We start from the raw sequence: 24,388 nt of genomic DNA, 5'->3' as shown, positions 1-24,388 counted from the left end.
CGCACGACAGGACTCGGCCCCTCGGCGACTCAGCCCTCGAGGGGCCGTTCCGTTGGCAGGATTTCCGCAACGTAGGGAGTGGGTTTGCCGGTCGACGACGTACGGCTGCAGGACGGCCGACTGATCCAGCTCTGGGACGGTGGCGCCGCCACCGGAACCTCCGTGATCTTCCTGGCCGGCTGCCCGGACACCCGGCAGGCGGCGTACCTGGGCGACGAAGCGGCTGGACGGCTCGACGTGCGGTTGGTGGCCATCAACCGGCCCGGCTACGGCCGCTCGACGAGTCACGCCTCGACCCATCTCTCGGTGGCCGACGACGTCGTCGCCGTCGCGGACGCCTTGGGTATCGATCGGTTCGCCGTGCTGGGCATGTCGATCGGAGGCCAGTACGCCGTCGCCTGCGCGGCACGCCATCCCGACCGCGTCACCGCCTTGGGTGTGCTGGCGAGCCCGGCGAGCGTCCCCGAGCTGAATCCGCCGTACCACCGCGACGACCTCGGCCCCGATCAGCAATCGTTCTTCGGTCAACTCGCACACTCCTCTCTCGACGACGCCGTCGAATTGATCCGCCCTGACTTCCTGACCTACCTCTCCCAGCTCAACCCCGCTGACCCCGACGACAAGTCCCTGGTACGGCGCTTCCTGGCCGAACTGGACCCGCACGACGCCGACGTACTGCGCGCGGCAACCGGTGAGGTCGACGGCTACCCCCTCGGGTCGGACCGCGCGATCGCTGCCGCCGTACGGGAATCGTTGGTGAATCCGGACGGCTACCTCCGCGACGCCGCCCTCGCCTTCCGGGCCTGGGACTTCCGCCCCGAAGACATTCGTTGCCCAACGCACCTTTGGTACGGCGAACTCGACCAGAACGCCTCAGTTCGCAACGGCCACTGGCTGGCCGAGCGAATCCCCGGTGCAACCCTCGTCGTCCACCCGCGCGCCACGCACCTCGCCGTACTGCACGAGCACTGGCCGACCGTGCTGGCTGTCCTAAGCCGTGGCGCGGAGGGCGGTCGCTGAACGGACGAGCGCCGCGACCTCCTGCGAACGACTACTCGGGCGCCAGGCGATCACCGTGGTGACGTCAGGTGCATCGACGACGGGGACTGCGACGTGTTCGGGCCACTGCCATGCGCGGCTGGAGGCCGGTATGACGAGCAACGTCCTGCCGAGCGCGACCAGTTGAGCCAGCTGTGATTGCGTGTGGACCTCTGGACCGGGCCCGTCGGGGTAGGTTCCGTCGAGCTGCGGCCACCGGGCGATCGGGAGATCTGGCACGTTGCTGACCTCGGCGAGAGTGAGTTGGTCGCGCGCCGCGAGCGGATGCTTCGCGGGGAGGATCGCGACCTGCCCTTCGACGGAGAGCTCCTCCGTGTCGAAGCCCGCCAGGTCGTCGTACGGATGGTGCATGAGTGCCACGTCCGCGCTGCCGTCGCGCAACAGCCCGGCCTGCTCGGCCACCTCGCAGAGCAGAATCTCGATCGGCGCCGCCTGGGCGTCCTCGGCCAGCAGATCGAGAAGGCGTTGGAGCAACTCGTGCGAGGCGCCGGCCTTCGTCGCCAGGACCAATGGTCGCCGCGGATCCGCGGCACGCCGGGTCCGTCGAGCCGCGGCGGTGACGGCGTCTAGAGCCGTCCGGGCCTCGTCGAGCAGCACTCGGCCGGCGTCGGTCAGGGCCACGCCCCGGCGATCCCGGGCCAGCAGCTGAACGCCGAGCCGGTGCTCCACCTTGCGGATGGCCCGGGACAGCGGTGGCTGGGCGATCCCGAGCCGATCGGCGGCGCGGCCGAAATGCAGCTCCTCGGCGACAGCGACGAAGTAGCGCAGCTCGCGGGTCTCGAGATCGTCCACGCCACCAGCCTACGTGCTGTGATACCGGTGAGGTATCACAGCGGAGCCGATCGGTCTTGGACGCGGAGCGTGCGGGGAGCCAAGCATGGGCGCTGTGAATGACATGAAGACCGCGTTGGTCACCGGCGCGAACAAAGGAATCGGTCTCGCCATCGCTCAGGGCCTCGGGGCGATCGGCTTCAGGGTCGTGATCGGAGCCCGCGACGACGCCCGACGGAAGGAGGCCGTCGACCAGCTGCGTGCTGCCGGGATCGATGCAATCGGCGTGGCGCTCGATGTCACGTCCGACGAGAGCGTCGCCGCGGCTGCCAAGGAAGTGGCGGAGACGGTGGGCGGGCTCGATGTGCTGGTCAACAACGCCGGCATCGCCGGCCGCATCGATGGTGGTGCCCAGGACCCGACAACGCTCGACCTCGGGGTGCTCCGTGAGGTACTCGAGACCAATGTCTTCGGCGTGGTCCGGGTGACCAACGCCATGCTGCCGCTGCTCCGCCAGGCGGCGGCGCCACGGATCGTCAACCTGTCGAGCACGATGGGGTCGCTGACCCTGCAGACCGGCCCGATCCTGGCCGCCTACACGCCGTCGAAGTCGATGCTCAACAGCATCACGGCCGTCTACGCTCGCCAGTTGGCCGAGACGAACATCATCGTGAACGCTGCCTGTCCCGGGTATGTCGCGACCGATTTCAACGGACACCAAGGGCTGCGGACACCCGAGGACGGCGCCGCGATCGCGATCAGGCTGGCAACCTTGCCGGACGACGGTCCGCGCGGCGGCTTCTTCGACGACGCCGGAACTGTCCCCTGGTAGGCGAAAAATGAGGTTCGGTGAGGCGGGGTGGCGGGCTAGCTTGAGGGGATGGGCGAGAACGACGTACTGCGGGATCCGATCCGGCACAACAACTGGGCGACCAGGAGTCTGATCCGGTTCTGCCGGGATCAGGGACTGACGGCTGAGCAGTTGGAGGTCACCGGTGTCGGGACGTTCGGTGGGATCGTGGCGACGCTGGATCACATCGTGCGGTGCGACGGGAGTTATCTGCGGCGGATCGCGGACCGGCCGCTCGACTTCGTGGACAGTGCGGAGAAGGCCGGCTTCGACCTGCTGGAGCGGTGGAACGACGAAGCCGGCGCACTGTGGGAGCAGTTCCTCGCGGAGCCGATCGACGTGGAGCGGGTGCTGATCGTCGACAACAACACGCGGGGAACGCGGCTCGGGATCTTCATCGCGCAGGCGCTCAATCATGCGAACCACCATCGCGAGCAGGTCTGCGCCATCCTGACGGGTCTGGGCATTGAGCCTCCTGATATCCAGGCCTGGGAGTACGCCTGGGAGACCGAACGAATCTGGGATCTCCCCGCCACCTGACCTCAGAGCCCTTGAGACTCCGGGACCGGAGTGAGGGCGGTGCCGTAGGCGAACCAGTTGAGCAAGTTCTCGACGACCAGGTTGCCCATGGCCGTGCGGGTCGGGATGGTGGCCGAGCCGACGTGGGGCAACAGCACCGCATTCGGCAGGGTGAGCAGGTCGGGGTGAACCTTCGGCTCGTGCTCGAAGACGTCGAGCCCGGCCGCGGCGATCGTGCCGGAGCGCAATGCGTCGACCAGCGCCTGCTCGTCGACGACCGAACCCCGGGCGACGTTGATCAGGATGCCGTCCGGCCCCAGCGCCTCCAGGATCTCGGCGTTCACCAGATGGCGAGTGGAGTCGCCACCGGGGATCACCACCATCAAGGTGTCGACGTCGCGGGCCAGCTCGAGCAGAGTCGGGTAGTACGGATAGTCGACGTCCTTCTGGCTACGGTTGTGGTAGGCAACCGACAGCCCGAACGGCGTCACCCGGTCCGCGATCGCCTGCCCGATCCGGCCCAGGCCGAGGATACCCAGGCGACGTCCCTGCATCGTTGCCTTGGTCAACGGATACGCGCCGTCCTGCTGCCACTTGCCGGCCCGCAGGTAACGCTCGGCCTGCGGTAGCTCGCGAACCGTCATGAGCAGCAGCCCGAGCGCGGTGTCCGCGACCTCGTCGTCCAGGACGCCAGGGGTGTTGGTGACGACGACTCCCCGCCGAGCGGCCGCGGCCGCGTCGATGTGGTCGTAGCCGACACCGAAGCTCGCGACGATCCGTGCTGCGGGTATCCGGTCCAGGAACGCGTCATCGATCGTCGTCCCACCGGTGGCGACGGCAACGATCTCGTCGCGGCGGGCGGCGAGGACCGCGTCAGGGTCGCTCTCCTCCCACAACCGGATCAGCTCGCAGTGACCGCTCAGCCCCTCGGCGACGGCGGCATGCATCGGTTTCGGCATCAGCACCACTGGTTGTCCCATGCGTCCCATCCTCATCGACCGATCCGGCCCGGACCAGGTACCCAGCTGCCCTTTCCCAGGAACTGGACAGGAACTCACCCGGAACTCGGCCAAGTAGCGGACGGCAAGTGTCCGCAACACCCGTGATGCTGAGCGGCATGAACGAGCACAACGCCAGCACAGCAACCCTTCATGCCTACCTGAGCTACCGCGACGCGGCCGGCGCACTCCGCTGGCTCGAGCGCGCCTTCGGCTTCGAGACCATTGCGGAGTTTCCGGATGATCAGGGCGGCATCGCCCACGCAGAGATGCGATATGGCGGCGTCGCCTTCACCCTCTTCACCGACAGAGCGGGCTACGACCGCCCGGCGCGAAAACAAGAGACCGTCGGGCACGGCCTATACGTCGCTCTCGGCAGCCAGGATCAGGTGGACGCGACGTACAGGTCCGCGATCGCGGCGGACGCGGAGTCGATCTGGGAGCCCGCCGCGAGCGAATGGAACTACCGCTGCCGGGTGGCAGATCCCGAAGGCTACGAGTGGACCTTCGGAACCTACCGGCCTGGCGCCTACTGACCGAGGCCGAGGTTGAGGTCGGCGACGACCACCGGTTGGCCTGTGCTGAGGGACTGGTTGGCGGCGATGCCTACCGCGACGGCGCGGATGCCGTCGTTGATGTCGGCGGCACGAGCCAGGGGGTCGTCGCCGGGGCCCTGGAAGAGGTCGGCGTAGAGGAGGCGGTCGCCGCCGCCGTGGCCGCCGGCGGCGCGTGGGATTTCCACCTCTACCGCTTCGTGCCAGTGCTTCTGGAGCACCAGATGCTCGCCGTCCGAGCGGATGTCCCCGGTGATCAGATTCCCGACGGGATAGCTCGGGTCGATGTGCGCGTCGACTACTGCCGCGCGTTCGACGACGGTGAGCTCGGCGCGGCCTTCGGTGCCGTTGACGGCGACCTTGTAGCCCTCCCAGGGCGAGTGGGCGTTCAGGGAGTAGCTCAGCCGGGCGCCGTTCGTGTACTCGGCGATGACGGCCAGGTTGTCTTCGATGGTGATGCCCGGCCCGAAGACGTCCTGGTCACGGAGGTAGCCGTCGTACTTCTCGCTCTCCAAGTAGAGGCGACGGTTGGCGTCGTCGACGCGGAGGTCCAGGAGCCAGGGGTCGTCCCCGGCGTTGTCGACCGTGCCGCGGGGTGGACGCGGACCGAGGCCGCGGGCTGCCGCGTTCTGGTCGCCGTAGAAGGACAGTGCGCCGGAGGCGAAGACCCGGGCTGGTTCGGAGGCGATCCACCAGTTGACCAGGTCGAAGTGGTGAGAGGCCTTGTGGACAAGCAGTCCGCCGGAGTTCCGCTTCTCGCGGTGCCAGCGGCGGAAGTAGTCCGCCCCGTGTCGGGTGTCGAGTACCCACTGGAACTCGACGCTGGTGACCGTGCCGATGGAGCCGTCCGCGATCAGTTGCCGTAGTGCGCTGTTCCGGGGCGAATAGCGGTAGTTGAACGTCACGACGACGGACTTGCCAGACTCGGCCATGGCTGCGGCGATCTGACGCGTGCCTTCGGCGTCGATCGTCAGCGGCTTCTCGACGATCACATCGACGCCGGCCCGCAGCAGCCGCGAGACCACGGCCGCGTGCGTGTAATCGGGGCTGGTGACGATCACGCGGTCGACGGACTGCTCCTTGACCATCCGCTCCAGGTCATCGGCGCCGTACTGCGGAAGCGGCCCGCCACCGAACTCCTCGACGTACTGCTGGTAGAAGGCGAGCCGGCCCGGGTTGGGGTCGAGCAGGGCGACCAGTTCGGCCTCGGCGGGGTGGTCCTGGAAGATCGCGCGGACGTACTCGCGAGCGCGGGATCCGGTTCCGGCGACGGCATAGCGGCGGGCCATGGCGGCGGCCTCTCTACTCAAGGAGAAGATCTACTCGTGTAGATTCGAGGCTAACAAGGCTCTTGCCGGAGGGTCAACGGCCGTACCATCTGCTCATGCCGTCCCCAGTCACCCGTAACGACGTCGCCCGGTACGCCGGTGTCAGCACCGCAGTCGTGAGTTACGTCGTGAACGACGGGCCGCGGGCGGTGTCGCCCCAGGCGCGGGAGCGGGTGCTCGAAGCGATCCGGGTGCTCGGCTACCGGCCGAACGCGACAGCGCGCGCACTGCGGACCGGGAGCACGCAGACCTTCGGTCTGATCACGCCGGACGGCGGGAACCCGCTGTTCGCCGAGTTGGCGAAGGCGATCGACAAGGCAGCAGCTGAGCGCGGGTACGTCGTACTGCAGACCAGCGCTGACGGCGACCCGGAGACCGAGCGGACGAAGGTGGCGCAGTTGCTGGCTCGGCAGGTGAGCGGACTGGTCCTCGTGACACCCGCTGAAGCACCTGACCTGGGCGGTGCAGATGTGCCGGTAGTCGTCGTGAACCGCTTGCTGCCCGGTGTGAGCTCAGTGCGTCCCCGCTACCGCGAAGGCGCACGTCGAGCCGTCGAGCACCTCCTGTGGCACGGTCACACGCGGATTGCGCTGGTGATCGGTGGGAGAGGCGAGCGGGAGCGTGGCTGGCGGGACGCGCTGCGTGCTGCGGGACTGGAAGACGGACCGGTGGTCCGGGTCGCGTTCAGCCGAGAGGGTGGTTATGCCGCGGGCCAGGAGCTGATAGCTCAGCGACCCACTGCGGTGTTCGCGAGCTCGGATCTGCAGGCGATCGGAGTCCTGCGAGCGGTGCGCGAGGCCGGCTTGCGCGTGCCGGAGGACGTGGCAGTGGTTGCGTTCGACGGTACGGCGGAGGCGGAGTACTGCTGGCCGCCGCTGACCGTGGTGCGGCAGCCGGTGGAGCGCATGGCGGCCGAGGTGGTTCGGCAACTGGTCGAGGGGACGGTCGGCCGCCCGACGGCGTACCCGACCGAGCTGATCATCCGGAAGTCCTGCGGCTGCTAAAGCGTGCCCAAGTCCTCAAAGATGAGGGCTGTACGGGTGCCCAGCACCTCTGGGATCGCCTGGAGCTTCTCGAGGACCACGCGGCGCAGCCCCTCGTTGTCGGCTGCCCGGACGAGCAGGATGGCGTCGAAGTCGCCGCCGACCAGAGCCATGTGCTTGATCTCCGGGATGGCCTGGAGTTGTTCGCGCAGGGAGCGCCAGGAGCTCTGCCGGAGACTGAGCGTGACGTACGCGGAGGTGGCGAGCCCCAGTTTCAGCGGGTCCACAGTGACTGTGAAACCGGTGATGGTGCCGGTGCTGGTGAGCCGCTCGACGCGAGCGTAGGCGTTCGCGCGGGAGATGTGAACCTGCTCGGCCAGGGCGCGGATCGAGAGCCGTCCGTCCCGCCCCAGGGCCTCCACGATCTGACGGTCGATCTCGTCGAGCGCCGGAGCGATGACCATCCGTCCAGGACCGGCCTGGTGCGGGATCTCGTCCTGGGACATTTGCACTCCAAATTGCGATCGAAAACGCCAGTTGTCTCGGCATTTTCCCAGGTCTGGATCCGAATGGCCAGAAGGACGACGATGTGGCCACCGTCCGTCTCCTGCGCCTGGAGGGCTCATGACTACCGTCGAGGAGCAACTGCTCCCCTCCGCCGAACCAGTCCGGTTGATCGACCAGGACGGGGTTCTGCACGACCACTCGTCGTACGAGCTGCCCACCGAGCAGACTCTGATCGACGGCTACGTTGAGTTGATCAAGGGGCGCCGCATCAACGATCAGGCCAGCGCCCTGGTCCGGCAGGGCCGGCTGGCGGTCTACCCGTCGTCACACGGGCAGGAGGCCTGCCAGATCGCCGCCTCGATGGTGCTGGCGGACGGGGACTGGCTGTTCCCGACCTACCGCGACACCGTCTCGATCGTGAGCCGTGGCGTCGACCCGATCGAGACGCTGACGCTGCTGCGCGGCGACTGGCACTCGGGCTACGACCCGTACGCGCGGAACGTCGCACCGCAGTCCACGCCGCTGGCGACGCAGCTGACGCATGCGGTCGGCGTAGCGCACGCGGCGCGGCTCAAGGGTGAGGACACCGTCGTCATGGCGCTCTGCGGTGACGGTGCGACCAGCGAAGGCGACTTCCACGAGGCGCTCAACTTCGCTGCGGTCTTCAAGGCGCCGGTCGTCTTCTTCGTGCAGAACAACGAGTACGCGATCTCCGTGCCGCTCGCCAAGCAGACCGTCGCGCCTTCCATTGCCCACAAGGGAATCGGGTACGGCGTCCCCGGCGAACGGACCGATGGCAACGACCTGGCCGGGCTGCTCGCCGTACTGGGGCAGGCAGTTGCCAAGGCGCGAGCCGGCGAAGGGCCGCAACTGGTCGAGGCGCACACGTACCGCGTGCAGGCGCACACGAACGCCGACGACGCGACGCGGTACCGGCAGGACGACGAGGTGACGCCATGGCTCGAGCGCGACCCGATCAAGCGGCTCGAGGCGTACCTGACGCAAGCCGGGCTGCTGGACGACGCCGTACGGCAGCGGGCTGAGCAGACGGCCGCACAGGTGGCGCAGCAGTTGCGTGACGGGTTGATGCCGGAACCGAGTGTGGATCCGGAGGACCTGTTCACCCACCTGTACGCCGTACCGACGCCGCAGCTGGCCGAGCAGGCCGCGTTCCTGCGGGACGAGCTGGCACGAGAAGAGGCCTGAGACCATGACGCACCAGAAGATTTCGATGGCACAGGCACTGAACCAGGCGCTGCGGGACGCGATGGCCGCTGACGACTCCGTGCTGATGTTCGGTGAGGACGTCGGGGCGCTCGGCGGCGTCTTCCGGATCACCGACGGGCTGACGGCGGAGTTCGGTGAGGATCGTTGCTTCGACACCCCGTTGGCCGAGTCCGGGATCGTCGGGATGGCGGTCGGGCTGGCGATGAACGGTATGCGGCCGGTGGTCGAGATGCAGTTCGACGCGTTCGGGTACCCGGCGTTCGAGCAGATCGTGTCGCACGTGGCGAAGATGCGGAACCGGACGCGTGGGCGGGTCGCGCTGCCGATGGTGATCCGGATGCCGTACGCCGGTGGCATCGGCGGGGTGGAGCACCACTGCGACTCGTCGGAGTCGTACTACGCGCACACTCCCGGGTTGACGGTTGTTGCCCCGAGCACCGTTGCGGATGCGTACACATTGTTGCGTCGGGCAATTGAATGGCCTGACCCGGTGGTGTTCATGGAGCCGAAGAAGCTCTACTGGGCCAAGGAAGAGGTCGATCTGACCGAGCCGGTGCCGGGGATCGGGACTGCCGTCGTACGGCGGGAGGGGGCGGACGCGACGCTGATCGCGTACGGGCCTTCGGTGCCGGTGGCGATGGAGGCCGCCGAGGCCGCCGCGGCCGAAGGGCGGGAGCTGACGGTCGTGGATCTGCGGTCGGTGGTGCCGTTCGACGACGAGACGGTGTGTGCGGCGGTACGGCGTACTGGGCGGGCTGTGGTTGTTGCCGAGGCCAGTGGGTTTGCGAGTGTCTCGTCGGAGATCGTTGCTCGCGTCACGGAGCGGTGCTTCCACTCGTTGGCGGCGCCGGTGCGGCGGGTGACCGGGTTCGACATTCCGTATCCGCCGCCGAAGCTGGAGAAGTATCAGCTGCCGGGCGTGGACCGGATCCTCGACGCTGTTGACGATCTGCAGTGGGAGGACTCGTGAACACGTTCCTGCTTCCGGACCTCGGCGAAGGGCTGACCGAGGGCGAGATCGTGCGGTGGCTGGTCTCCGCGGGTGATGTGGTGGCGGTGGATACGCCGGTCGCCGAGGTCGAGACCGCGAAGTCTGTCGTTGAGCTGCCGTCGCCTTATGCGGGGGTTGTCGAGGAACTGCACGGTGAGGTCGGGACGGTCATTCCTGTGGGGAAGCCGTTGATCACGATTGGTGCTGGTGGTGGTGCGTCCTACCGTGAGGAGGAGCGCGCGGGGTCGGGGAACGTTCTGATCGGTTATGGGACGGGGGAAACCAGCTCTGCTGGACGTCGGCGCAAGCCGCGTGGTTCTGTCGCTCCTGTCGAGTCGCGGGTGGTGCGCGTGGTCTCACCCCTCGTACGGCGGTTGGCACGCGATGCCGGCGTGGATCTGCGGACGGTGGTCGGGTCCGGCGCGGATGGGCTGATTGTTCGGCGGGACGTGGAGCTGGCAATCGCTCGCGCTGGTGGCCATGCGGCGGATGAGGTCGTGCGTGGTTCCGCCGCTGCCGCCGTGGATGTTGTTAGCCAGAGCCCGGTCCCTGTGGCTGAGCTGGATGCGGCGGCGCCGGCCGGTGCTGCGGGAGCCGCAGGCAGTGGCACGAGCGCCACAAGTGCCGTGGGTGCTCGTGAGAGCGCGCAGCCTGTGGTTGCGGCCGTTGGCGCAGTTGACGCTCGTACCGGCCTGCCGGAGTTGCGGCGGGAGGGGATGAGCGGGTTCCGGAAGGTGGTGGCTGCCACTCTGAGTCGGAGCCGGCGGGAGATTCCGGAGGCTACGACGTGGGTGGACGTGGATGCGACCGCACTGCTCGACCTGCGGGAGTCGTTGCGGTCGGCAACTGATTCGGGGCCCGGGCTGCTGGCGTTGATGGCTCGGTTCGTGGTGGCGGGGCTGGCGAAGTATCCGGAGCTGAACGGGGTTGTGGATACGGAGCGGGAAGAGCTTGTTCAGTTCGACGGGGTGAACCTGGGGCTGGCGACGCAGACTGAGCGTGGGCTGGTGGTTCCGGCGGTGGCCAATGCGCATCAGTTGACGGCGCGCGGGCTGGATCGGGAGATCAAGCGCTTGACCGAGACTGCGCGTGCGGGGCGGCTGACGCCGTACGAGTTGGGGTGTGGGACGTTCACGCTCAACAACTACGGGAGTTTCGGCGTGGACGGCAGTGCGGCGATCATCAATCATCCGCAGGTCGCGATCCTCGGCGTCGGACGGATCATCGACCGGCCGTGGGTTGTGAACGGCGAGCTCGCGGTGCGCAAGCTGACGCAGCTGTCGCTGGTGTTCGACCACCGGGTCTGCGACGGCGGGACGGCCGCCGGCTTCCTGCGGTTCGTGGCCGATGCATTCGAGAATCCCCAGTCCGTCTTGGCGGATCTCTGAAAGGCATGAGAAGTGAGTGGCCGGCCCCGTGAGCCGGCCACTCAAGCGGAGCGGACCCGGTAACCGAGAAGAGTTGTACGGCGACAGCCAGTAGCGCAAGCGATTGATTGGGCACAGTGGTGACGGGTCATCCCTGTGTCACGAAGGTCAGGAAAGTTGCCTCGGGCGCAGACCGACCAGAATCACCCGGAGTCCCGCGGAAAACCGGGCTTCGGGGCCGGCCCGGTTGGCCCGGTTGAGGTACGCGGCGAGACTTTCGGCGCCGACGCCGAGCTGGTCGCCGGCCTTGTTCGCCCACTGACGCTCGGTGAGTCCGCTGCGCCGAACCATCGCCGACCAGGCGGAGTCGGTGACCGCTGAACCAATCAGGTAGTGGAAGACGGCCGAGACGGCTGAGTCGAGATGCTCACCCTTGAAGCGGGCGCCGGCCAGGATCGTGACCAGCTGATCAGTGAAGGCCTGGTAGTTCGGCCCGAGGCCGGCATGCGTTGCCAGCAGCTGCGGCGCCCACGGGTGCTCCCACAACGCCCGGTACGCCGCTGTGCACGCGGTCGTGAGGTGGTCGCGCCAGTCGCCGGCGGTCGGCGGGGTGAGCGCCGTACTGAGGATTTCGTCGACCGCCAGCTCGAGCAGGTCGTTCTTGTTGGCGATCCGCCAGTAGAGGGCTGAGGTCGCGGCGGTGCCGAGCGCGGTCGCCATCTTCCGCATCGAGAAGCCGTCGAGACCGTCGCGGTCGAGAAGCTCGATCGCGGTCCGGACGATCTGCTCGCGGGTCAGCGGGGCGCGGGTCGCCTCTGCTTCGGTCCGGAGCCATACGGAACCGAGGGCTGTTCGTTCGTCTGCTGCACGCACTGAAACAGTGTGTCAGATTCTGGGACGGTGTGCTCGCAACCAAAGTTTGGCGGCTGACGGACCAAAGGTGCCGCCGGTCGGCGAAGACTCGGGGCATGGATGAATCGCGGATCGATCGGGCGCAGTTCCTGCGGCGGGCGGTGGCTCTTGGGCTGGTGACCACCGTTGGTTCGGCGGGGCGAGCCTTTGGTGCGGGAGGTGGCGCCGAGCCCGGGGTCGGTGGGCGGCGCGGGTTGAAGCTGAAGGGCGTGGCTTACGACTGTGGGACCGGGTTCTTGGGGGACGACAGCCGGGTGCGGTGGAGCCGGGAGCTGATGGCTGGGGAGGTTCGTGCGATCAGGGAGCGGTTGCGGGCGAACTGGGTGAGTGTTTACGGGAGCAGCGTCGAGCGGTTGATGGAGACGGCGACCGAGGTGCATCGGCGCGGGATGGCGGTTTCGCTGCAACCTCGGTCGTTCGACGAGCCGCAGGCGGATGCGTTGGCGAAGCTGCGGGAGGTGGCGGTCGCGGCGGAACGATTGCGGCGGCGGGGTGGGCCGGAGGTGATTCTGGTGGTCGGGTGCGAGTTCATGTTGTTCACGCCGGGGATCGTGCCGGGGGCGGACTTCTTCGAGCGGGTCGCCTATCTGACCGCGGGTGAGTTCGACATGGCTGAGCTGCAACGGAAGTTCCGGGCTTTCACCGCGCAGATGGTGAAGGTTGCCCGGCGCCACTTTCACGGCCGGATCACGTACGGCGCCGCGCACGATCTCGAGGATGTGGACTGGTCGCTGTTCGACATCGTGGGGCTGGACTACTACAGCTACCACGAGGATCCGGCGGATCACACAAAGGAGCTGGCGCCGTTCCGGCGGTGGGGCAAGCCGATCCTGGTGCTGGAGTTCGGTTGCTGCACGTTCACCGGGGCGCCGCAGCTCGGCGGGATGGGCTGGGACATCGTCGACTTCAGTGGTCCGGAGCCGGTGATCCCGCCGCAGTACGTGCGGGACGAGCGGGCGCAGGCCGACCATCTGGTGAACATGCTCGAGGTCTTCGCCGACGAAGGCTTCCTCGGCGCCTCGATGTACACGTTCATCTCACCCGACGCCCCGCATCGGCCGAACGACCGCCCGCACGACGAGGACATCGCGGCGTTCAGCCTCTGCAAGGTGATCCGGCGGACCTCCTCGGACCCGGCGTCGCCGTACCGCTGGGAACCGAAGAAGTCCTTCCATGCCGTCGCGCGGTACTACGCGAAACACTAGGCCACGTTGAAGGTGTCCGGGTGCGGGCCGGTGCGCTCGTCGCGGTCGAGCGGGGCGATCGCGGCGAGATCCTCGTCGGAGAGGACGAAGTCGAAGACGTCGAGGTTCTCCTTGATCCGGGCCGGGGTGACGGACTTCGGGATGACGATGGTGCCGAGCTGGAGGTGCCAGCGCAGGACGATCTGGGCCGGCGTGCGGTCGTGCTTCGCGGCCAGCGCCCGGATGACCGGGTCGGCCAGCAGCGCGCCGCCCTTGGCCAGCGGACTCCATGCCTCGGTGCGGATGCCGAAGTCGGCGCCGTACGCGCGGACGTCGTGCTGCTGCAGGAACGGATGCAGTTCGACCTGGTTGACCGCCGGCGTGATTCCGGAGACCTCGGCGAGCCGGTCGAGGTGATGCGGCTGGAAGTTGGAGACGCCGATCGCGCGGACCCGGCCGTCGGCCTGCAACTTCTCCAGCGCGCGCCAGGTGTCGACGTACAGGTCACGCTCGGGGGTGGGCCAGTGGATCAGGTAGAGGTCGAGATATTCGAGACCGAGCAACGAAAGGCTGCGGTCGAAGGCTCGCAAGGCATTGTCGTAGCCCTGATCGGCGTTCCACAGCTTGGTGGTGATGAAGAGCTCGTCACGATCGATGCCGGAGGCAACCAGTGCCTTCCCGACGCCGGCCTCGTTCTGGTACGCCGTCGCTGTATCGATACTGCGGTAGCCGGCTTCTAGCGCCGCGGTCACGGCGGTCGTGGTCTCGTTGTCGGGCACCTGGAACACGCCGTACCCGAGCTGGGGCATTTCGACGCCGTTGTTGAGTTTCACGGTCGGGATCATGAGTAGCTTCCTTGGGGTACCAGTGCGTGGGAGTTCCGGTCGAGGGCTCCGGAGACGAGAGCGACGGTCAGCCCGGCGACCGCCAGCGCGGCGCCGACCCAGTTGGGAGCGGTGTAGCCGAGGCCGTGCGAGATGGTCAGGCCGCCGAGGTAGGCGCCGATCGCGTTGCCGAGGTTGAAGGCGGCGATGTTGGCCGCGGACGCGAGCGCCGGAGCGCCGGCGGCCTTGTCCATGACCCGCTTCTGCAGCGGAGCCACGGTCGCGAACCCGGCGGCGCCGAAGAGCGCGATGGTGATGGCCGACGGCACCTTGGCGTGGGCGGTGAAGACGAACACGACCAGGACGGCGGCCAGCAAGGCGAGGATCAGGTACAGGCTCGGCATCAGCGAGCGGTCCGCCGCCTTGCCACCGAGCAGGTTGCCGACGACCAGACCGCCACCGAACAGCACGAGCAGCCAGGTGACCGCGCCGGCCGAGAAGCCCGCCACCTCGGTCATCATCGGCGCGATGTAGGTGAACGACGCGAACACTCCGGCGAACCCGAGCGCGGTCATCGCCAGTGCCAGCCACACCTGCACGTTCTTGAAGACGGCCAGTTCAACGCGCAGGCCGGGGCCTTCAGCCGTGTCCTGTCGCGGGACCAGGAAGACGATCCCGAGCAGTCCGATCACTCCGAGCGCCGTCACCGCCCAGAACGTCGACCGCCAGCCGAACTGCTGACCGAGCGCCGTACCGCCGGGGACGCCGAGCACGTTGGCCACCGTCAGTCCGGTGAACATCAGTGCGATCGCGCTCGCCTGCTTGGCCTTGGGTACCAGCGAAGCGGCGACCACCGAGCCGACGCCGAAGAAGGCTCCGTGTGCCAGAGCGGCGACGATCCGGCCGGTCATCAGTACGCCGTACGTCGGCGCGACCGCGGAGAGTAGGTTGCCGGCGATGAACACGCCCATCAGCGCGATCAGGACGGTCTTGCGGGACACCTTGGAGCCGATCGCGGTCAGCAAAGGAGCGCCGACCACCACACCGAGCGCGTAACCGGAGATCAGTAGGCCGGCCGACGGGATGCTGACCCCGAAGTCGGTCGCGACCTCGGGCAGCAGCCCCATGATCACGAACTCCGTGGTGCCGATCCCGAACGCACCGATCGCCAGAGCGAGTAGCGCCGCAGGCATGTTCCTTCTTCCCGTCGAATGTAGTCTTGTGACTGTTACCGGCGTGCGCGATAGTTGTACACGCGGGTTATTGCATAAGCGCCATGATGGCGCATGCAATCGTAAAGTTCAAGTGGAGGAGCCGTGGGACTACCGGACGACGCTGCCGAGGCGCGGGCACAGGGCTGGCGCACGCTGGCCGCTCTGCACGCCCGGATCGAGGACGAGCTGGAGCGCGCACTGCAGAAGCAGCACGGTCTCTCCGTGAGTGAGTACGGCGTGCTCGACGTGCTGGCCCGGCAGGACGAGCACCACCTGCGGATGAACCAACTGTCGACCGCGGTCGTGCTCAGCCAGTCCGCGACCACGCGACTCGTGAGCCGCCTGGAGGACCGCAAGCTGCTCGAGCGCTACCTCTGTCCGACCGATCGCCGTGGCATCTACACCGAGGTGACCGAGGCCGGTCGTGAGCTGCTCGACCAGGCCCAGCCGACGCACGACGCCGTACTGACCGAGGCGCTGCGCAAGGCCTCGGAGCTCCCCGAGCTCGCCCCACTGGTCGCCGCCCTGGACAAGCTTCCGCTGTCGGTCAGCTGACGAGCTTGATGAAGGCTGCCGCCAGTGCGTCCGGGGTGCCGCGGGTGTAGGCGGTCAGGCCGCGGGTGATCGGCGGTTCGGGGCGCAGGATGTGGCCGTCGTACGAGGCGGGCAGGATGTTCTGCGGGACCAGCGCGGGACCGAGCCCGGCGGCGGCGAGGGCCGGTGCGGCGGCGGTCTGTTCGGTCCGTACGGCGATCCGCGGCTCGAAACCTGCTTGTGCACAAGCAAGATCCAGTACGTCGGACAGTCCGTGACTCGGAGCGTAGTGAACCCACGAGCGGTCGGCGAGGTCGGTCAATCCGACCGTGTCGCCGACGGCCGCTGGATCGTCGGCGGCGACCACGACGACGAAGTCCTCGGAACCCAACGAGTGCAGTTCGCCCGGCCAATCGATGGGTTCGGGGCCGATCGCGAGGTCGGCCTGGCCGGCGGACATTGCTTCGACGAGTTCGTCGGTGTGACGGTGTTCGAAGAGGCGGATGCCGACGCCGGGATAGGCCTGGCGCCAGCGGCGTAGGGCGGCCGGAAGGACGCCCAAGGTGATCGAGTAGAGCGTGGCGATCTGGAGCTCGCCGACCTCGAGACCGGCCGCCTGGCGGGCGGCGCAGTGTGCGCGGTAGGCGTCGGCCAGCGCGGCCCGGGCGTGCGGGATCATCGCGCGACCGGTCGCCGTGGGCCGGACGTTGCGAGGCAGGCGCTCCAGCAGCGGACCGCCGGCAGAGCGCTCGAGGGCGCGGATCTGGTGCGACAGGGCCGGTTGAGTGACGTGCAGTTGCTCGGCGGCCTTGGTGAACGAGCCGGTGTCCACGACGGTGACCAAATACTCGAGCTGCCGCAGAGTCGTCATGAGCACAGCTTATGACTCCGGTGAAAACTATGCCTTGGTGTTATCCGTGCAGGTCAGACAGGCTGTTGGGCATGGAGAATGTGGCGTTGGTGGTCGGTGCGCGAGGTGTCATCGGGACGAATCTGGTCGAGCATCTGGCCGCATCGGGGGAATGGCGAGTGATCGGACTCTCGCGGCGCGGAGGCGTCGACGTACCGGGGAAGGTGCGGCAGATCGCGGTGGATCTGCTGGATCCCGACGACACGCAGGTCAAGCTGGCCGAGCTGACCGACGTGACGCACGTGTTCTACGTGGCGTATCAGGATCGGCCGACCTGGGCCGAGCTGGTGGCGCCGAATCTGGCGATGCTGGTCAACGTCGTCGATGCGATCGAGCCGGTGGCGCGGGGGTTGCGGCACGTCAGTCTGATGCAGGGCTACAAGGTGTACGGCGCTCATCTGGGCCCGTTCAAGACGCCGGCGCGGGAGGACGATCCGCCGCATCTGCCGCCGGAGTTCAATGTCGATCAGCAGAACTTCCTCGAGCATCGTCAGGTCGGCAAGGCCTGGAACTGGTCGGCGTTGCGGCCGTCCGTGGTCGGCGGTGTTGCCTTGGGCAACCCGATGAACCTCGCGGTCGCGATCGCCGTCTACGCCTCGCTGTCGAAGGAACTCGGCGTACCGCTGCGGTTCCCGGGCGAGCCGGGCGCCTATGAGACGTTGCTGGAAGTGACCGACTCCGGCCTGCTGGCGAAGGCCGCGGTCTGGGCGGCGACTGCACCGGCCGCGGCGAACCAGGCGTTCAACATCGCGAACGGTGACCTGTTCCGCTGGAGCGAGTTGTGGCCGAAGATCGCCCGCTGGTTCGAGATGGAGGTTGCTCCGCCGCTGCAGATGTCGCTGCAGGATGTCATGGCCGACAAGGAACCGGTCTGGAAGCAGCTGCAGGCGACCCATGACCTGGCGGCAACCTCCTTCGCCGAGGTCTCCTCCTGGCCGTTCGCCGACTTCGTCTTCGGCTGGGACTACGACTTCTTCGCCGACGGCTCCAAGGCCCGGCGAGCCGGCTTCCACGAGTACATCGCCACCGACGAGATGTTCTTCAGCATCTTCGCCGAGCTCCGCCGCCAACGGGTGATCCCGTGAACGGCGTACCGACGGACTGTTAGTGCGCGTGGTCCGCGCTGGGTCGCAGGGCGTGGATCGCCGTCGCCGGCCGCTTGAATGCCGCCTAGTACCAGTCCTTCGGTACACCCTCTAAGCTCCCGGTGTGGCGGCGATGGGTGCGGGACGAGTGCTGGGCGCGAACCTGCGGGCGCGCCGCGACGAGCAGGGGATCTCGCTGTCCGAGCTGGCTCGGCGCTCGGGGATCGCGAAGGGGACGCTGTCGCAGCTGGAGTCGGGGAGCGGGAATCCGACGATCGAGACGGTGTTCAGTTTGTCGAACGCTCTCGGCGTGCCGGTCTCGGCGCTGCTGAGCGACGCCCCGACGGCTGATCTGGTCCTCGTGCGGGCGGCGGAGGTCGAGGTGCTGTCCGGGGAGGCGATCGATCTGCGGATGCTGCGGCGGCTGGAGCCGGCTGGTGGGCTGTTCGAGATCTATACGCAGGACGTACGGCCAGACGCTGTGCAGCATTCGGACGGTCATCCGGGGATCGAGCACCACGTAGTTTTGAGCGGGCGCCTGCGGGTGACCTCGCGGGGGCGGACCGAGGAGCTCGGGCCGGGGGATTACCTGGCCTTTCGGGCGGGTGGGCCGCACGAGTACGAGGCGGTGGACGGGCCGGTGCGCTCGGTCCTGCTGCTGGAGTACCCGCCGGATGCCGCTCCGACCGGGCCGGGACCGCATCTCAGCTGATTGACCGCGGGCCGATCGGCGTCGTACTCTCGAAATCGTTCAGTTTAATGAACGTTTCGCGAGGAGGTCGCCGTGCTGCCCGACGTGGTGGTCGTGGGTGCCGGGATGGTCGGCGCGGCCTGTGCCGAGGCGCTGTCGGCGGCCGGGGTCCGGGTGCTGGTGATCGACCGCGACGGACCAGCCTCCGGTACGACGGCCGCCGGCGAAGGGAACGTGCTGGTCTCGGACAAGGAGCCGGGTCCGGAGCTCGAGCTGGCGCTGGCATCGCGCGCTGAATGGGAGACCGTGCTCGCGCGGCTGCCGGAGCGAGCCGCCGACGTCGAGTGGGAAGCCAAGGGCGGCGTGGTCGTCGCGACCGGCGATCCCGCGCCGCTGAGGGCGTTCGCGGCGAAGCAGCAGGCGGCCGGTGTTGATGCTCGGGTGATCTCGGCGGCCGAGGCCTTCGAGCTGGAGCCGTTGCTGACGCGTCGGGTCACGGTCGGGGTGCACTATCCGGACGACGCGCAGGTGCAACCGGTGCTGGCGGCAACGGCCTTGCTGACCGCAGTTCGTGAGCGGGGCGGTGAGGTTCGGTCGGGGGTGACCGCGCTGGGAGTGCGGCGGTCTGCGTCCGGGCGTGTCATCGGGCTGGAGACGACCGCGGGCGTGATCGCGTGTGGCGCCGTACTGAATGCTTGTGGGCCTTGGGCCGGCGCGTTCAGCGCGGAGGCCGGAGCGCCGATTCGGGTCTTGCCGCGGCGCGGGATGATTCTCGTGACCGCGCCGCTGCCGGAGTGTGTGCGGCACAAGGTCTATGACGCTGACTATGTGGGTGCGGTCGGGAGTGGGGACGCCGAGCTGCAGACATCGACGGTGGTTGAGTCGACGCGGGCTGGGACGGTGCTGATCGGATCCAGCCGGGAGCGGGTCGGGTTCGACGAGTCGCTGCGGATTCGGGTACTGCGCGAGCTGGCGCGGAAGGCCGTGGGGTTGTTTCCGTTTCTGGCCGAGGTGGCGGTGATGCGCGCGTACGGCGGGTTTCGGCCTTATGCGCCTGATCATCTGCCGGTGATCGGGGCCGATCCGCGGGTGCCGGGGTTGTGGCATGCGACCGGGCATGAGGGTGCCGGGATCGGGTTGGCGGCTTCGACCGGACGGTTGATGACCGAGCTGTTCCTGGGGTTGGCCCCGCATGTCGCAGCTGAGCCGTTCCGCGTGGATCGGGAGGCGGTGATCTCCGGATGACTGCGTACTTCGCTCATGAATCTGAGGACGTCGTACCGGTGACTGTGGATGGTGAGCCGGTGGAGGCGGTTGCCGGACAGACAGTTGCCGGGGTGATGCTTGCGCGGGGGCAGGAGGCTTGGCGGATGACGCGAGGTAATGGGCGGCCGCGGGGTGTGTTCTGTGGGATCGGGGCTTGCTACGACTGCTTGGTTGTGGTGAACGGGGTTTCGGATGTGCGGGCTTGTCAGCGGACTGTGTCTGCCGGGGATGAGATTCGGTCGCAGGCTGGGGCCGTGTTGCCTCGAGGTGGGGCTGGTGGTTCGGCTGGCGAGTCGCTGACAGCTGATGTTGTGGTCGTGGGGGCCGGGCCGGCGGGGATGGCTGCCGCCTTGGCTGCTGCTGATGGTGGCGCCTCGGTGGTGCTTGTCGACGCTGGGCGTGCTGTGGGTGGGCAGTTCTATCGGCAGGCTGCGCCGGAGTTCGGCGTACGGCGGAAGTCGTTCAGTGGCGAGCGGGTGCTGTCGCATGAGCTGATCACGTATCTGCCGGAGTCTTCGGTGTGGGCGGTCGAGGGGCTGCGCGTGTGGGTGCAGCGTGGTCCGGCGGACGCGGCTGGGCGGTCGGTGCTTGCTGTTGACGGGCAGGCACTGGTGCTGGCTACTGGTGCTTACGATCGGGTTTTGCCCTTTCCTGGTTGGGATTTGCCGGGGGTGTACACGGCGGGTGCGGCGCAGGCGTTGGCGAAGGGGCAGCGGATCGCGGTGGGGCGGCGGGTGGTAGTTGCGGGCACGGGGCCGTTCCTGCTGCCGGTCGCGGAATCGCTGGTCGGGGTGGGTGCGTCGGTGGTGGGGCTGTTCGAGGCCAATCGGTTGTCGACGGTTCTTCGCGGGTGGGCGCCTGACGCGTTGGTTGCTGTGGGCAAGGTGTGGGAGTTGGCGGGGTATGCGAGCACGCTGGCGCGGCATCGGGTTCCGCTTCGGCATGGGTGGACTGTGGTCGAGGCGCACGGGACTGATCGGGTGGAGGCTGTCACGGTCGTCCGGTTGGACTCGGGGTGGAAGCCGGTGGTGGGTTCGGAACGGCGGATCGAGTGCGATGCGGTGTGCGTGGGCTTCGGGTTCACTCCGCAGTTGGAGTTGGCGGTTGCGGCTGGGTGCGAGCTGACCGACGACGGGCTGGCCGTGGTGGTGGATGGATCGCAGGAGACCAGTACGCCGGGTGTGTACGCCGCCGGTGAGATGACGGGCATCGGAGGCGCAGCCCTGTCAGCCGCCGAAGGTGAGATCGCCGGGGCGGCTGCAGCGCGACACGCTGGCGCGGCGCGAAATGAGAGTGCGCAGGAGGCGCTCACGGCAGGGCTGAGGGACAAGCGGCTTGCGCGGTTGCGGCGGTTTGCGGGTGCGCTTGCGCGGGCGTATCCGGTTCGGGACGGGTGGCGGAGTTGGAGTACCGGCGAAACCATCGTCTGCCGGTGTGAGGAAGTTCGGCGCGGTGAGGTTGAGGCCGTGGCCGAGTGTGGAGTTGCGGGGCGGGCGTCGCGGCTGAGTAGCCGGGCGGGGCTCGGGTTGTGCCAAGGGCGAGTCTGTTCACGCAATGTGGCGGAGCTCCTGGGCGAGAAGACATCGATGAAACGACCGATCGCCGTACCGGTGCGGCTGGGCGATCTGGCAGAGGCTGAGGAGACGTTGTGACGGAGAAGCTGGACGGCGTGATCGTGGCGACGGCGTTGCCCTATCTGGAAGATGCGGGGGCGCCGGCGGGGTTGCGGCCGGACCTGGATCGGTATGCGGAGCACTGCCGGTGGCTGGTGGAGAACGGGTGCCGGGGCGTCGGCCCGAACGGGTCGCTCGGGGAGTACTCGTCGCTGAGTGATGACGAGCGCCGGGCGGTGGCCCGTACGGCGATCGATGCTGTGGGCAACGATGGCGTCGTCGTGGTCGGCGTGCACGGGGTCGGGGCGCACCAGGCGCGGGCGTGGGCGGAGAAGGCGGCGGAGGACGGCGCGGACGGCGTACTGTGCCTGCCGCCGACGATGTACCGGGCGAACCGGGGCGAGGTGATCCACCACTTCACCGAGGTGGCGAAGGCCGGACTGCCGGTGATGGTCTACAACAACCCGATCGACACGAAGGTCGACCTGACGCCGGCGCTGCTCGCGGAGATCGCGCAGATCGAGAACGTGGTCGCGGTCAAGGAGTTCTCCGGTGACGTGCGGCGGATCCTCGAGATCCGCGAACTGGCTCCGGACCTCGCGGTGATCGCCGGGGCGGACGACCTGACGCTGGAGGCGCTGCTGATGGGCGCGACCGGCTGGTTCGCCGGCTTCCCGAACGTGTTCCCGGCCGAATCGGTCCGCTTGTACGACCTGGCCCTGGAAGGCAAGCTGGAGGAGGCCCGGGCGTTGTACGAGCCGTTGGTCGCGGCGTTCCGCTGGGACTCGCGGGTCGAGTTCGTGCAGGCGATCAAGTACGGCATGGACTACGTCGGTCGGTACGGCGGCCCCTGCCGCCCGCCGCGGGGCCCGCTGGTTCCCGAGCACGTCGCACAACTGGAGCAGGACATGAAGAAGGCTGTGGGGTCCTTGCGATGAGGTCCGTCCGGACGATCTCCGCGATCGACTCGCACACCGAGGGGATGCCGACCCGGGTCGTCACCGGCGGGGTCGGAGTCGTCCCCGGTACGACGATGGCCGAGCGGCGCGAGTACTTCATGAAGCATCTCGACGGGCTGCGGCTGTTCCTGATGAACGAGCCGCGCGGTCACGCGGCGATGAGCGGCGCGATCCTGCAACCGCCGACCCGGTCCGACGCGGACTGGGGTGTGCTCTACATCGAGGTCTCCGGCTGCCTGCCGATGTGCGGTCACGGCACGATCGGCGTCGCGACCGTGCTCGTCGAATCCGGCATGGTCGAGGTGCAGGAGCCGGTGACCGTCGTCCGCCTCGACACCCCGGCCGGGTTGGTCGTGGTAGACGTTGCCGTGAGCAACGGTCGCGCGGAACACGTCACGCTGCGGAACGTCCCGTCGTACAGTCATGCTTTGGATGCCGTGGTCGAGGTGCCCGGGCTGGGTCCGGTGACCTACGACCTCGCGTACGGCGGCAACTTCTACGCGATCCTGCCGCTGGAGCAGCTCGGCCTTCCGTTCGACCGCGCGTACAAGGATCAGATCCTCGCCGCGGGCCTCTCGCTGATGGACGCGATCAACGCGGCCGACCGCCCGGTGCACCCCCTCGATCCCGGCATCCACAGCTGCAAACACGTCCAGTTCACCGCACCCGGCCTCGACGGCGCCCACTCACGCAACGCGATGGCGATTCACCCCGGCTGGTTCGACCGCTCTCCCTGCGGCACCGGTACGTCGGCCCGGATGGCCCAGCTGCACGCCCGTGGCGAGCTTGCCCTGGACACCGACTTCGTCAACGAGTCCTTCATCGGCACCCGCTTCACCGGCCGCCTCGTCGAGGAAACCACCGTCGGCCCCCACCAAGCCGTCGTACCCACCGTCACCGGCCGAGCCTGGATCACCGGCACCGCCAACTACTTGCTCGACCCCGACGACCCGTTCCCCACCGGTTTCGTGCTGTAGCTAGTTGAGGTGGTTCTGCCAGTCGCTCGGGACGTTGCCGGCGGGGCCGGGGACTGGCTGGTCGGCGGGGCGGGACTGGGGGTCGGCGAGGGCCGGGCCGTCGTAGTACTGGGATTCGCCGTAGTGCCAGAACCAGTCTTCGCCGGGCTCGAAGCTGCGGACGATGGGGTGGCCGGTCTCGGCGAAGTGGGCCGAGGCGTGCTGGGCGGGTGAGGAGTCGCAGCAGCCGATGTGGCCGCATTCGGCGCAGCGGCGGAGGTGAAACCACCAGCCGTCGTTGCTCAGGCACTCCGCGCAGCCGGTACCGCTCGGCGGGACTGTGCTGTCGATCCCAGAACTCTCCGTCATACCGCACATCCTTACCTGCCCGAGGCCGCCGGACAAGCGACCTGCTACTCGGGCCAGGCGGAGTTCTGGATGATCTCGACGAAGTCGGTACGGCGGTAGCCGGGCTGGAAGTGGGCGAGTACGTCGGCCTTGACGTTGCCGAAGGTGGTGACGGGGCGGTCGACGAGGCCTTCGGTGAAGGCGGCGAGGATCTGCGGCTTGAAGTCGGGGCGCGGGTGCGCAGCGACCACGGCGGCGCGTTGGGTGGCCGACAGGGAGTCGTAGTCGAGGCCCAGTACGTCGTACTCGACGCCGCGGGTGACGAGCGCGATCTCCGGGGCCATGTGAAGTGGGATCTCGGGCGTGGTGTGCAGGGCGATGGCGGTCCAGACCCGGTCGGCCTCGAACACCGGGACGCCGTGCGACGCGAGGAAGCGGCGGGCCTCGTCGGCGCCGTCGATCTCGAAGCGCTGGTCGGTACGGCGGTAGCGCTCGGTCAGGCCGAGGTCGTGGAACAGGGCGCCGACGTACAGGAGTTCGGGATCGAACGGGAGGCCGTCGGCGAGGCCGCGGAGGGCGCCGAACAGGTAGACCCGGCGGGAGTGGTGATAGACGAGCGGGGTGGCGGCGTCCCGGACCAGTTCGGTGGCTTCGCGGGCCATGGTGCTGTCGGGGATCTTGATACCGGCGATCTCTTCGGTCATGCCTTCAGGTTGGCGGGTCCGGCTACGCTGCTGC

At 68.2% G+C, this 24,388-nt stretch carries 26 protein-coding genes; 16 read left to right on the top strand and 10 right to left on the bottom strand.

Annotated features, from left to right (window positions below):
* Positions 1-84 precede the first annotated feature (84 nt).
* Positions 85-1,020, top strand: coding sequence for an alpha/beta hydrolase (locus ABZS29_RS07600; RefSeq protein ID WP_355459493.1), 936 nt, complete (start codon positions 85-87; stop codon positions 1,018-1,020).
* Here the strand turns inward: ABZS29_RS07600 and ABZS29_RS07595 are convergent.
* A complete protein-coding gene (locus ABZS29_RS07595; RefSeq protein WP_355459491.1) occupies positions 991-1,851 on the bottom strand; it encodes a LysR family transcriptional regulator in 861 nt (286 codons plus the stop codon). The genes ABZS29_RS07600 and ABZS29_RS07595 overlap by 30 nt on opposite strands.
* 85 nt (positions 1,852-1,936) lie before the next feature.
* Here ABZS29_RS07595 and ABZS29_RS07590 point away from each other — a divergent pair, with 85 nt between their 5' ends.
* Together ABZS29_RS07590 and ABZS29_RS07585 are read left to right on the top strand one after the other, a co-directional pair.
* Positions 1,937-2,662, top strand: a complete 726-nt coding sequence (locus tag ABZS29_RS07590; protein ID WP_355459489.1) for an SDR family oxidoreductase — start codon at positions 1,937-1,939, stop codon at positions 2,660-2,662.
* Between the two features lie 48 nt (positions 2,663-2,710).
* The gene (locus tag ABZS29_RS07585) at positions 2,711-3,220 is read left to right on the top strand and encodes a DinB family protein (protein ID WP_355459487.1); all 510 of its coding nucleotides are present in this window, start codon (positions 2,711-2,713) and stop codon (positions 3,218-3,220) included.
* Between the two features lie 2 nt (positions 3,221-3,222).
* Here the strand turns inward: ABZS29_RS07585 and ABZS29_RS07580 are convergent, their stop codons facing one another.
* Positions 3,223-4,179, bottom strand: a complete 957-nt coding sequence (locus ABZS29_RS07580; protein ID WP_355459485.1) for a 2-hydroxyacid dehydrogenase — start codon at positions 4,177-4,179, stop codon at positions 3,223-3,225.
* A 107-nt stretch (positions 4,180-4,286) separates the two neighbouring features.
* On the opposite strand from ABZS29_RS07580, the gene ABZS29_RS07575 reads away from it, so the two are divergent.
* Positions 4,287-4,733 carry a VOC family protein gene (locus ABZS29_RS07575; protein ID WP_355459483.1) on the top strand — a complete coding sequence of 149 codons (447 nt, stop codon included), beginning with the start codon at positions 4,287-4,289 and terminating at the stop codon, positions 4,731-4,733.
* Here the strand turns inward: ABZS29_RS07575 and ABZS29_RS07570 are convergent.
* Positions 4,727-6,061 carry a Gfo/Idh/MocA family oxidoreductase gene (locus ABZS29_RS07570; protein WP_355459481.1) on the bottom strand — a complete coding sequence of 445 codons (1,335 nt, stop codon included), beginning with the start codon at positions 6,059-6,061 and terminating at the stop codon, positions 4,727-4,729. The genes ABZS29_RS07575 and ABZS29_RS07570 overlap by 7 nt on opposite strands.
* A gap of 74 nt (positions 6,062-6,135) precedes the next feature.
* Here ABZS29_RS07570 and ABZS29_RS07565 point away from each other — a divergent pair, with 74 nt between their 5' ends.
* Positions 6,136-7,083, top strand: a complete 948-nt coding sequence (locus tag ABZS29_RS07565; RefSeq protein WP_355459479.1) for a LacI family DNA-binding transcriptional regulator — start codon at positions 6,136-6,138, stop codon at positions 7,081-7,083.
* Here ABZS29_RS07565 and ABZS29_RS07560 read toward each other — a convergent pair.
* Complete coding sequence (locus ABZS29_RS07560) at positions 7,080-7,568, bottom strand: Lrp/AsnC family transcriptional regulator (protein ID WP_355459477.1); 489 nt, start codon at positions 7,566-7,568, stop codon at positions 7,080-7,082. The genes ABZS29_RS07565 and ABZS29_RS07560 overlap by 4 nt on opposite strands.
* Before the next feature lie 118 nt (positions 7,569-7,686).
* Here ABZS29_RS07560 and ABZS29_RS07555 point away from each other — a divergent pair, with 118 nt between their 5' ends.
* From ABZS29_RS07555 to ABZS29_RS07545, 3 genes are read left to right on the top strand one after another with little or no spacing between them, the layout of a single operon-like run.
* Complete coding sequence (locus tag ABZS29_RS07555) at positions 7,687-8,775, top strand: thiamine pyrophosphate-dependent dehydrogenase E1 component subunit alpha (RefSeq protein WP_355459476.1); 1,089 nt, start codon at positions 7,687-7,689, stop codon at positions 8,773-8,775.
* A 4-nt stretch (positions 8,776-8,779) separates the two neighbouring features.
* Positions 8,780-9,766 carry an alpha-ketoacid dehydrogenase subunit beta gene (locus ABZS29_RS07550; protein WP_355459474.1) on the top strand — a complete coding sequence of 329 codons (987 nt, stop codon included), beginning with the start codon at positions 8,780-8,782 and terminating at the stop codon, positions 9,764-9,766.
* Positions 9,763-11,175 carry a dihydrolipoamide acetyltransferase family protein gene (locus ABZS29_RS07545; RefSeq protein WP_355459473.1) on the top strand — a complete coding sequence of 471 codons (1,413 nt, stop codon included), beginning with the start codon at positions 9,763-9,765 and terminating at the stop codon, positions 11,173-11,175. The genes ABZS29_RS07550 and ABZS29_RS07545 overlap by 4 nt, the downstream gene beginning before the upstream one ends.
* Positions 11,176-11,322: 147 nt before the next feature.
* On the opposite strand, the gene ABZS29_RS07540 is transcribed toward ABZS29_RS07545, so the two are convergent.
* Positions 11,323-12,027 carry a TetR/AcrR family transcriptional regulator C-terminal domain-containing protein gene (locus tag ABZS29_RS07540; protein WP_355459471.1) on the bottom strand — a complete coding sequence of 235 codons (705 nt, stop codon included), beginning with the start codon at positions 12,025-12,027 and terminating at the stop codon, positions 11,323-11,325.
* A gap of 95 nt (positions 12,028-12,122) precedes the next feature.
* Here ABZS29_RS07540 and ABZS29_RS07535 point away from each other — a divergent pair, with 95 nt between their 5' ends.
* Positions 12,123-13,271: a hypothetical protein gene (locus ABZS29_RS07535; RefSeq protein WP_355459469.1), complete on the top strand. Its 1,149-nt coding sequence runs from the start codon at positions 12,123-12,125 to the stop codon at positions 13,269-13,271.
* Here ABZS29_RS07535 and ABZS29_RS07530 read toward each other — a convergent pair.
* Both ABZS29_RS07530 and ABZS29_RS07525 read right to left on the bottom strand, forming a co-directional pair.
* Positions 13,268-14,095: an aldo/keto reductase gene (locus tag ABZS29_RS07530; protein WP_355459467.1), complete on the bottom strand. Its 828-nt coding sequence runs from the start codon at positions 14,093-14,095 to the stop codon at positions 13,268-13,270. The genes ABZS29_RS07535 and ABZS29_RS07530 overlap by 4 nt on opposite strands.
* Complete coding sequence (locus ABZS29_RS07525) at positions 14,092-15,267, bottom strand: MFS transporter (protein ID WP_355459465.1); 1,176 nt, start codon at positions 15,265-15,267, stop codon at positions 14,092-14,094. Before ABZS29_RS07525 ends, ABZS29_RS07530 begins: the two co-directional genes overlap by 4 nt.
* A gap of 123 nt (positions 15,268-15,390) precedes the next feature.
* Between ABZS29_RS07525 and ABZS29_RS07520 the strand changes: the two genes are divergently transcribed.
* On the top strand, positions 15,391-15,843 hold the full coding sequence (locus tag ABZS29_RS07520) for a MarR family transcriptional regulator (protein WP_355459463.1): 453 nt from the start codon (positions 15,391-15,393) through the stop codon (positions 15,841-15,843).
* On the opposite strand, the gene ABZS29_RS07515 is transcribed toward ABZS29_RS07520, so the two are convergent.
* Positions 15,836-16,693 carry a LysR family transcriptional regulator gene (locus ABZS29_RS07515; protein WP_355459461.1) on the bottom strand — a complete coding sequence of 286 codons (858 nt, stop codon included), beginning with the start codon at positions 16,691-16,693 and terminating at the stop codon, positions 15,836-15,838. The genes ABZS29_RS07520 and ABZS29_RS07515 overlap by 8 nt on opposite strands.
* A 71-nt stretch (positions 16,694-16,764) precedes the next feature.
* Between ABZS29_RS07515 and ABZS29_RS07510 the strand changes: the two genes are divergently transcribed.
* The 6 genes from ABZS29_RS07510 to ABZS29_RS07485 all read left to right on the top strand — a co-directional run bounded on the left by ABZS29_RS07510 (position 16,765) and on the right by ABZS29_RS07485 (position 23,323).
* Positions 16,765-17,817 (top strand): SDR family oxidoreductase, encoded by a 1,053-nt coding sequence (locus ABZS29_RS07510; RefSeq protein WP_355459459.1) that lies wholly within the window; start codon positions 16,765-16,767, stop codon positions 17,815-17,817.
* Positions 17,818-17,950: 133 nt separating this feature from the next.
* Positions 17,951-18,529, top strand: coding sequence for an XRE family transcriptional regulator (locus ABZS29_RS07505; protein WP_355460839.1), 579 nt, complete (start codon positions 17,951-17,953; stop codon positions 18,527-18,529).
* A gap of 72 nt (positions 18,530-18,601) precedes the next feature.
* Entirely contained in the window at positions 18,602-19,753 is a 1,152-nt protein-coding gene (locus ABZS29_RS07500; protein ID WP_355459457.1) for an FAD-binding oxidoreductase, read from the top strand.
* Entirely contained in the window at positions 19,750-21,426 is a 1,677-nt protein-coding gene (locus tag ABZS29_RS07495; RefSeq protein ID WP_355459455.1) for an FAD-dependent oxidoreductase, read from the top strand. Before ABZS29_RS07500 ends, ABZS29_RS07495 begins: the two co-directional genes overlap by 4 nt.
* Positions 21,423-22,325: a dihydrodipicolinate synthase family protein gene (locus tag ABZS29_RS07490; protein WP_355459454.1), complete on the top strand. Its 903-nt coding sequence runs from the start codon at positions 21,423-21,425 to the stop codon at positions 22,323-22,325. Before ABZS29_RS07495 ends, ABZS29_RS07490 begins: the two co-directional genes overlap by 4 nt.
* Positions 22,322-23,323: a proline racemase family protein gene (locus ABZS29_RS07485; RefSeq protein ID WP_355459452.1), complete on the top strand. Its 1,002-nt coding sequence runs from the start codon at positions 22,322-22,324 to the stop codon at positions 23,321-23,323. The genes ABZS29_RS07490 and ABZS29_RS07485 overlap by 4 nt, the downstream gene beginning before the upstream one ends.
* On the opposite strand, the gene ABZS29_RS07480 is transcribed toward ABZS29_RS07485, so the two are convergent.
* Positions 23,324-23,671 (bottom strand): UBP-type zinc finger domain-containing protein, encoded by a 348-nt coding sequence (locus ABZS29_RS07480; protein WP_355459450.1) that lies wholly within the window; start codon positions 23,669-23,671, stop codon positions 23,324-23,326.
* Between the two features lie 44 nt (positions 23,672-23,715).
* Positions 23,716-24,354, bottom strand: a complete 639-nt coding sequence (locus ABZS29_RS07475) for an HD domain-containing protein (RefSeq protein ID WP_355459448.1) — start codon at positions 24,352-24,354, stop codon at positions 23,716-23,718.
* Between the last annotated feature and the right edge of the window lie 34 nt (positions 24,355-24,388).

Source organism: Kribbella sp. NPDC005582, from assembly GCF_040605415.1.
Classification (GTDB): Bacteria; Actinomycetota; Actinomycetes; order Propionibacteriales; family Kribbellaceae; genus Kribbella.
Note: the sequence above shows the minus strand (reverse complement) of the source record. Positions and strands in the feature narration are given on the sequence as shown.

Coding starts and splice junctions, on each gene's coding strand:
- ABZS29_RS07515 (WP_355459461.1), bottom strand. CDS start 16,693: ATGACGACTCTGCGGCAGCTCGAGTATTTGGTCACCGTCGTGGACACC.
- ABZS29_RS07535 (WP_355459469.1), top strand. CDS start 12,123: ATGGATGAATCGCGGATCGATCGGGCGCAGTTCCTGCGGCGGGCGGTG.
- ABZS29_RS07485 (WP_355459452.1), top strand. CDS start 22,322: ATGAGGTCCGTCCGGACGATCTCCGCGATCGACTCGCACACCGAGGGG.
- ABZS29_RS07510 (WP_355459459.1), top strand. CDS start 16,765: ATGGAGAATGTGGCGTTGGTGGTCGGTGCGCGAGGTGTCATCGGGACG.
- ABZS29_RS07495 (WP_355459455.1), top strand. CDS start 19,750: ATGACTGCGTACTTCGCTCATGAATCTGAGGACGTCGTACCGGTGACT.
- ABZS29_RS07480 (WP_355459450.1), bottom strand. CDS start 23,671: ATGACGGAGAGTTCTGGGATCGACAGCACAGTCCCGCCGAGCGGTACC.
- ABZS29_RS07555 (WP_355459476.1), top strand. CDS start 7,687: ATGACTACCGTCGAGGAGCAACTGCTCCCCTCCGCCGAACCAGTCCGG.
- ABZS29_RS07585 (WP_355459487.1), top strand. CDS start 2,711: ATGGGCGAGAACGACGTACTGCGGGATCCGATCCGGCACAACAACTGG.
- ABZS29_RS07505 (WP_355460839.1), top strand. CDS start 17,951: ATGGGTGCGGGACGAGTGCTGGGCGCGAACCTGCGGGCGCGCCGCGAC.
- ABZS29_RS07475 (WP_355459448.1), bottom strand. CDS start 24,354: ATGACCGAAGAGATCGCCGGTATCAAGATCCCCGACAGCACCATGGCC.
- ABZS29_RS07530 (WP_355459467.1), bottom strand. CDS start 14,095: ATGATCCCGACCGTGAAACTCAACAACGGCGTCGAAATGCCCCAGCTC.
- ABZS29_RS07590 (WP_355459489.1), top strand. CDS start 1,937: ATGGGCGCTGTGAATGACATGAAGACCGCGTTGGTCACCGGCGCGAAC.
- ABZS29_RS07550 (WP_355459474.1), top strand. CDS start 8,780: ATGACGCACCAGAAGATTTCGATGGCACAGGCACTGAACCAGGCGCTG.
- ABZS29_RS07560 (WP_355459477.1), bottom strand. CDS start 7,568: ATGTCCCAGGACGAGATCCCGCACCAGGCCGGTCCTGGACGGATGGTC.
- ABZS29_RS07565 (WP_355459479.1), top strand. CDS start 6,136: ATGCCGTCCCCAGTCACCCGTAACGACGTCGCCCGGTACGCCGGTGTC.
- ABZS29_RS07525 (WP_355459465.1), bottom strand. CDS start 15,267: ATGCCTGCGGCGCTACTCGCTCTGGCGATCGGTGCGTTCGGGATCGGC.
- ABZS29_RS07580 (WP_355459485.1), bottom strand. CDS start 4,179: ATGGGACAACCAGTGGTGCTGATGCCGAAACCGATGCATGCCGCCGTC.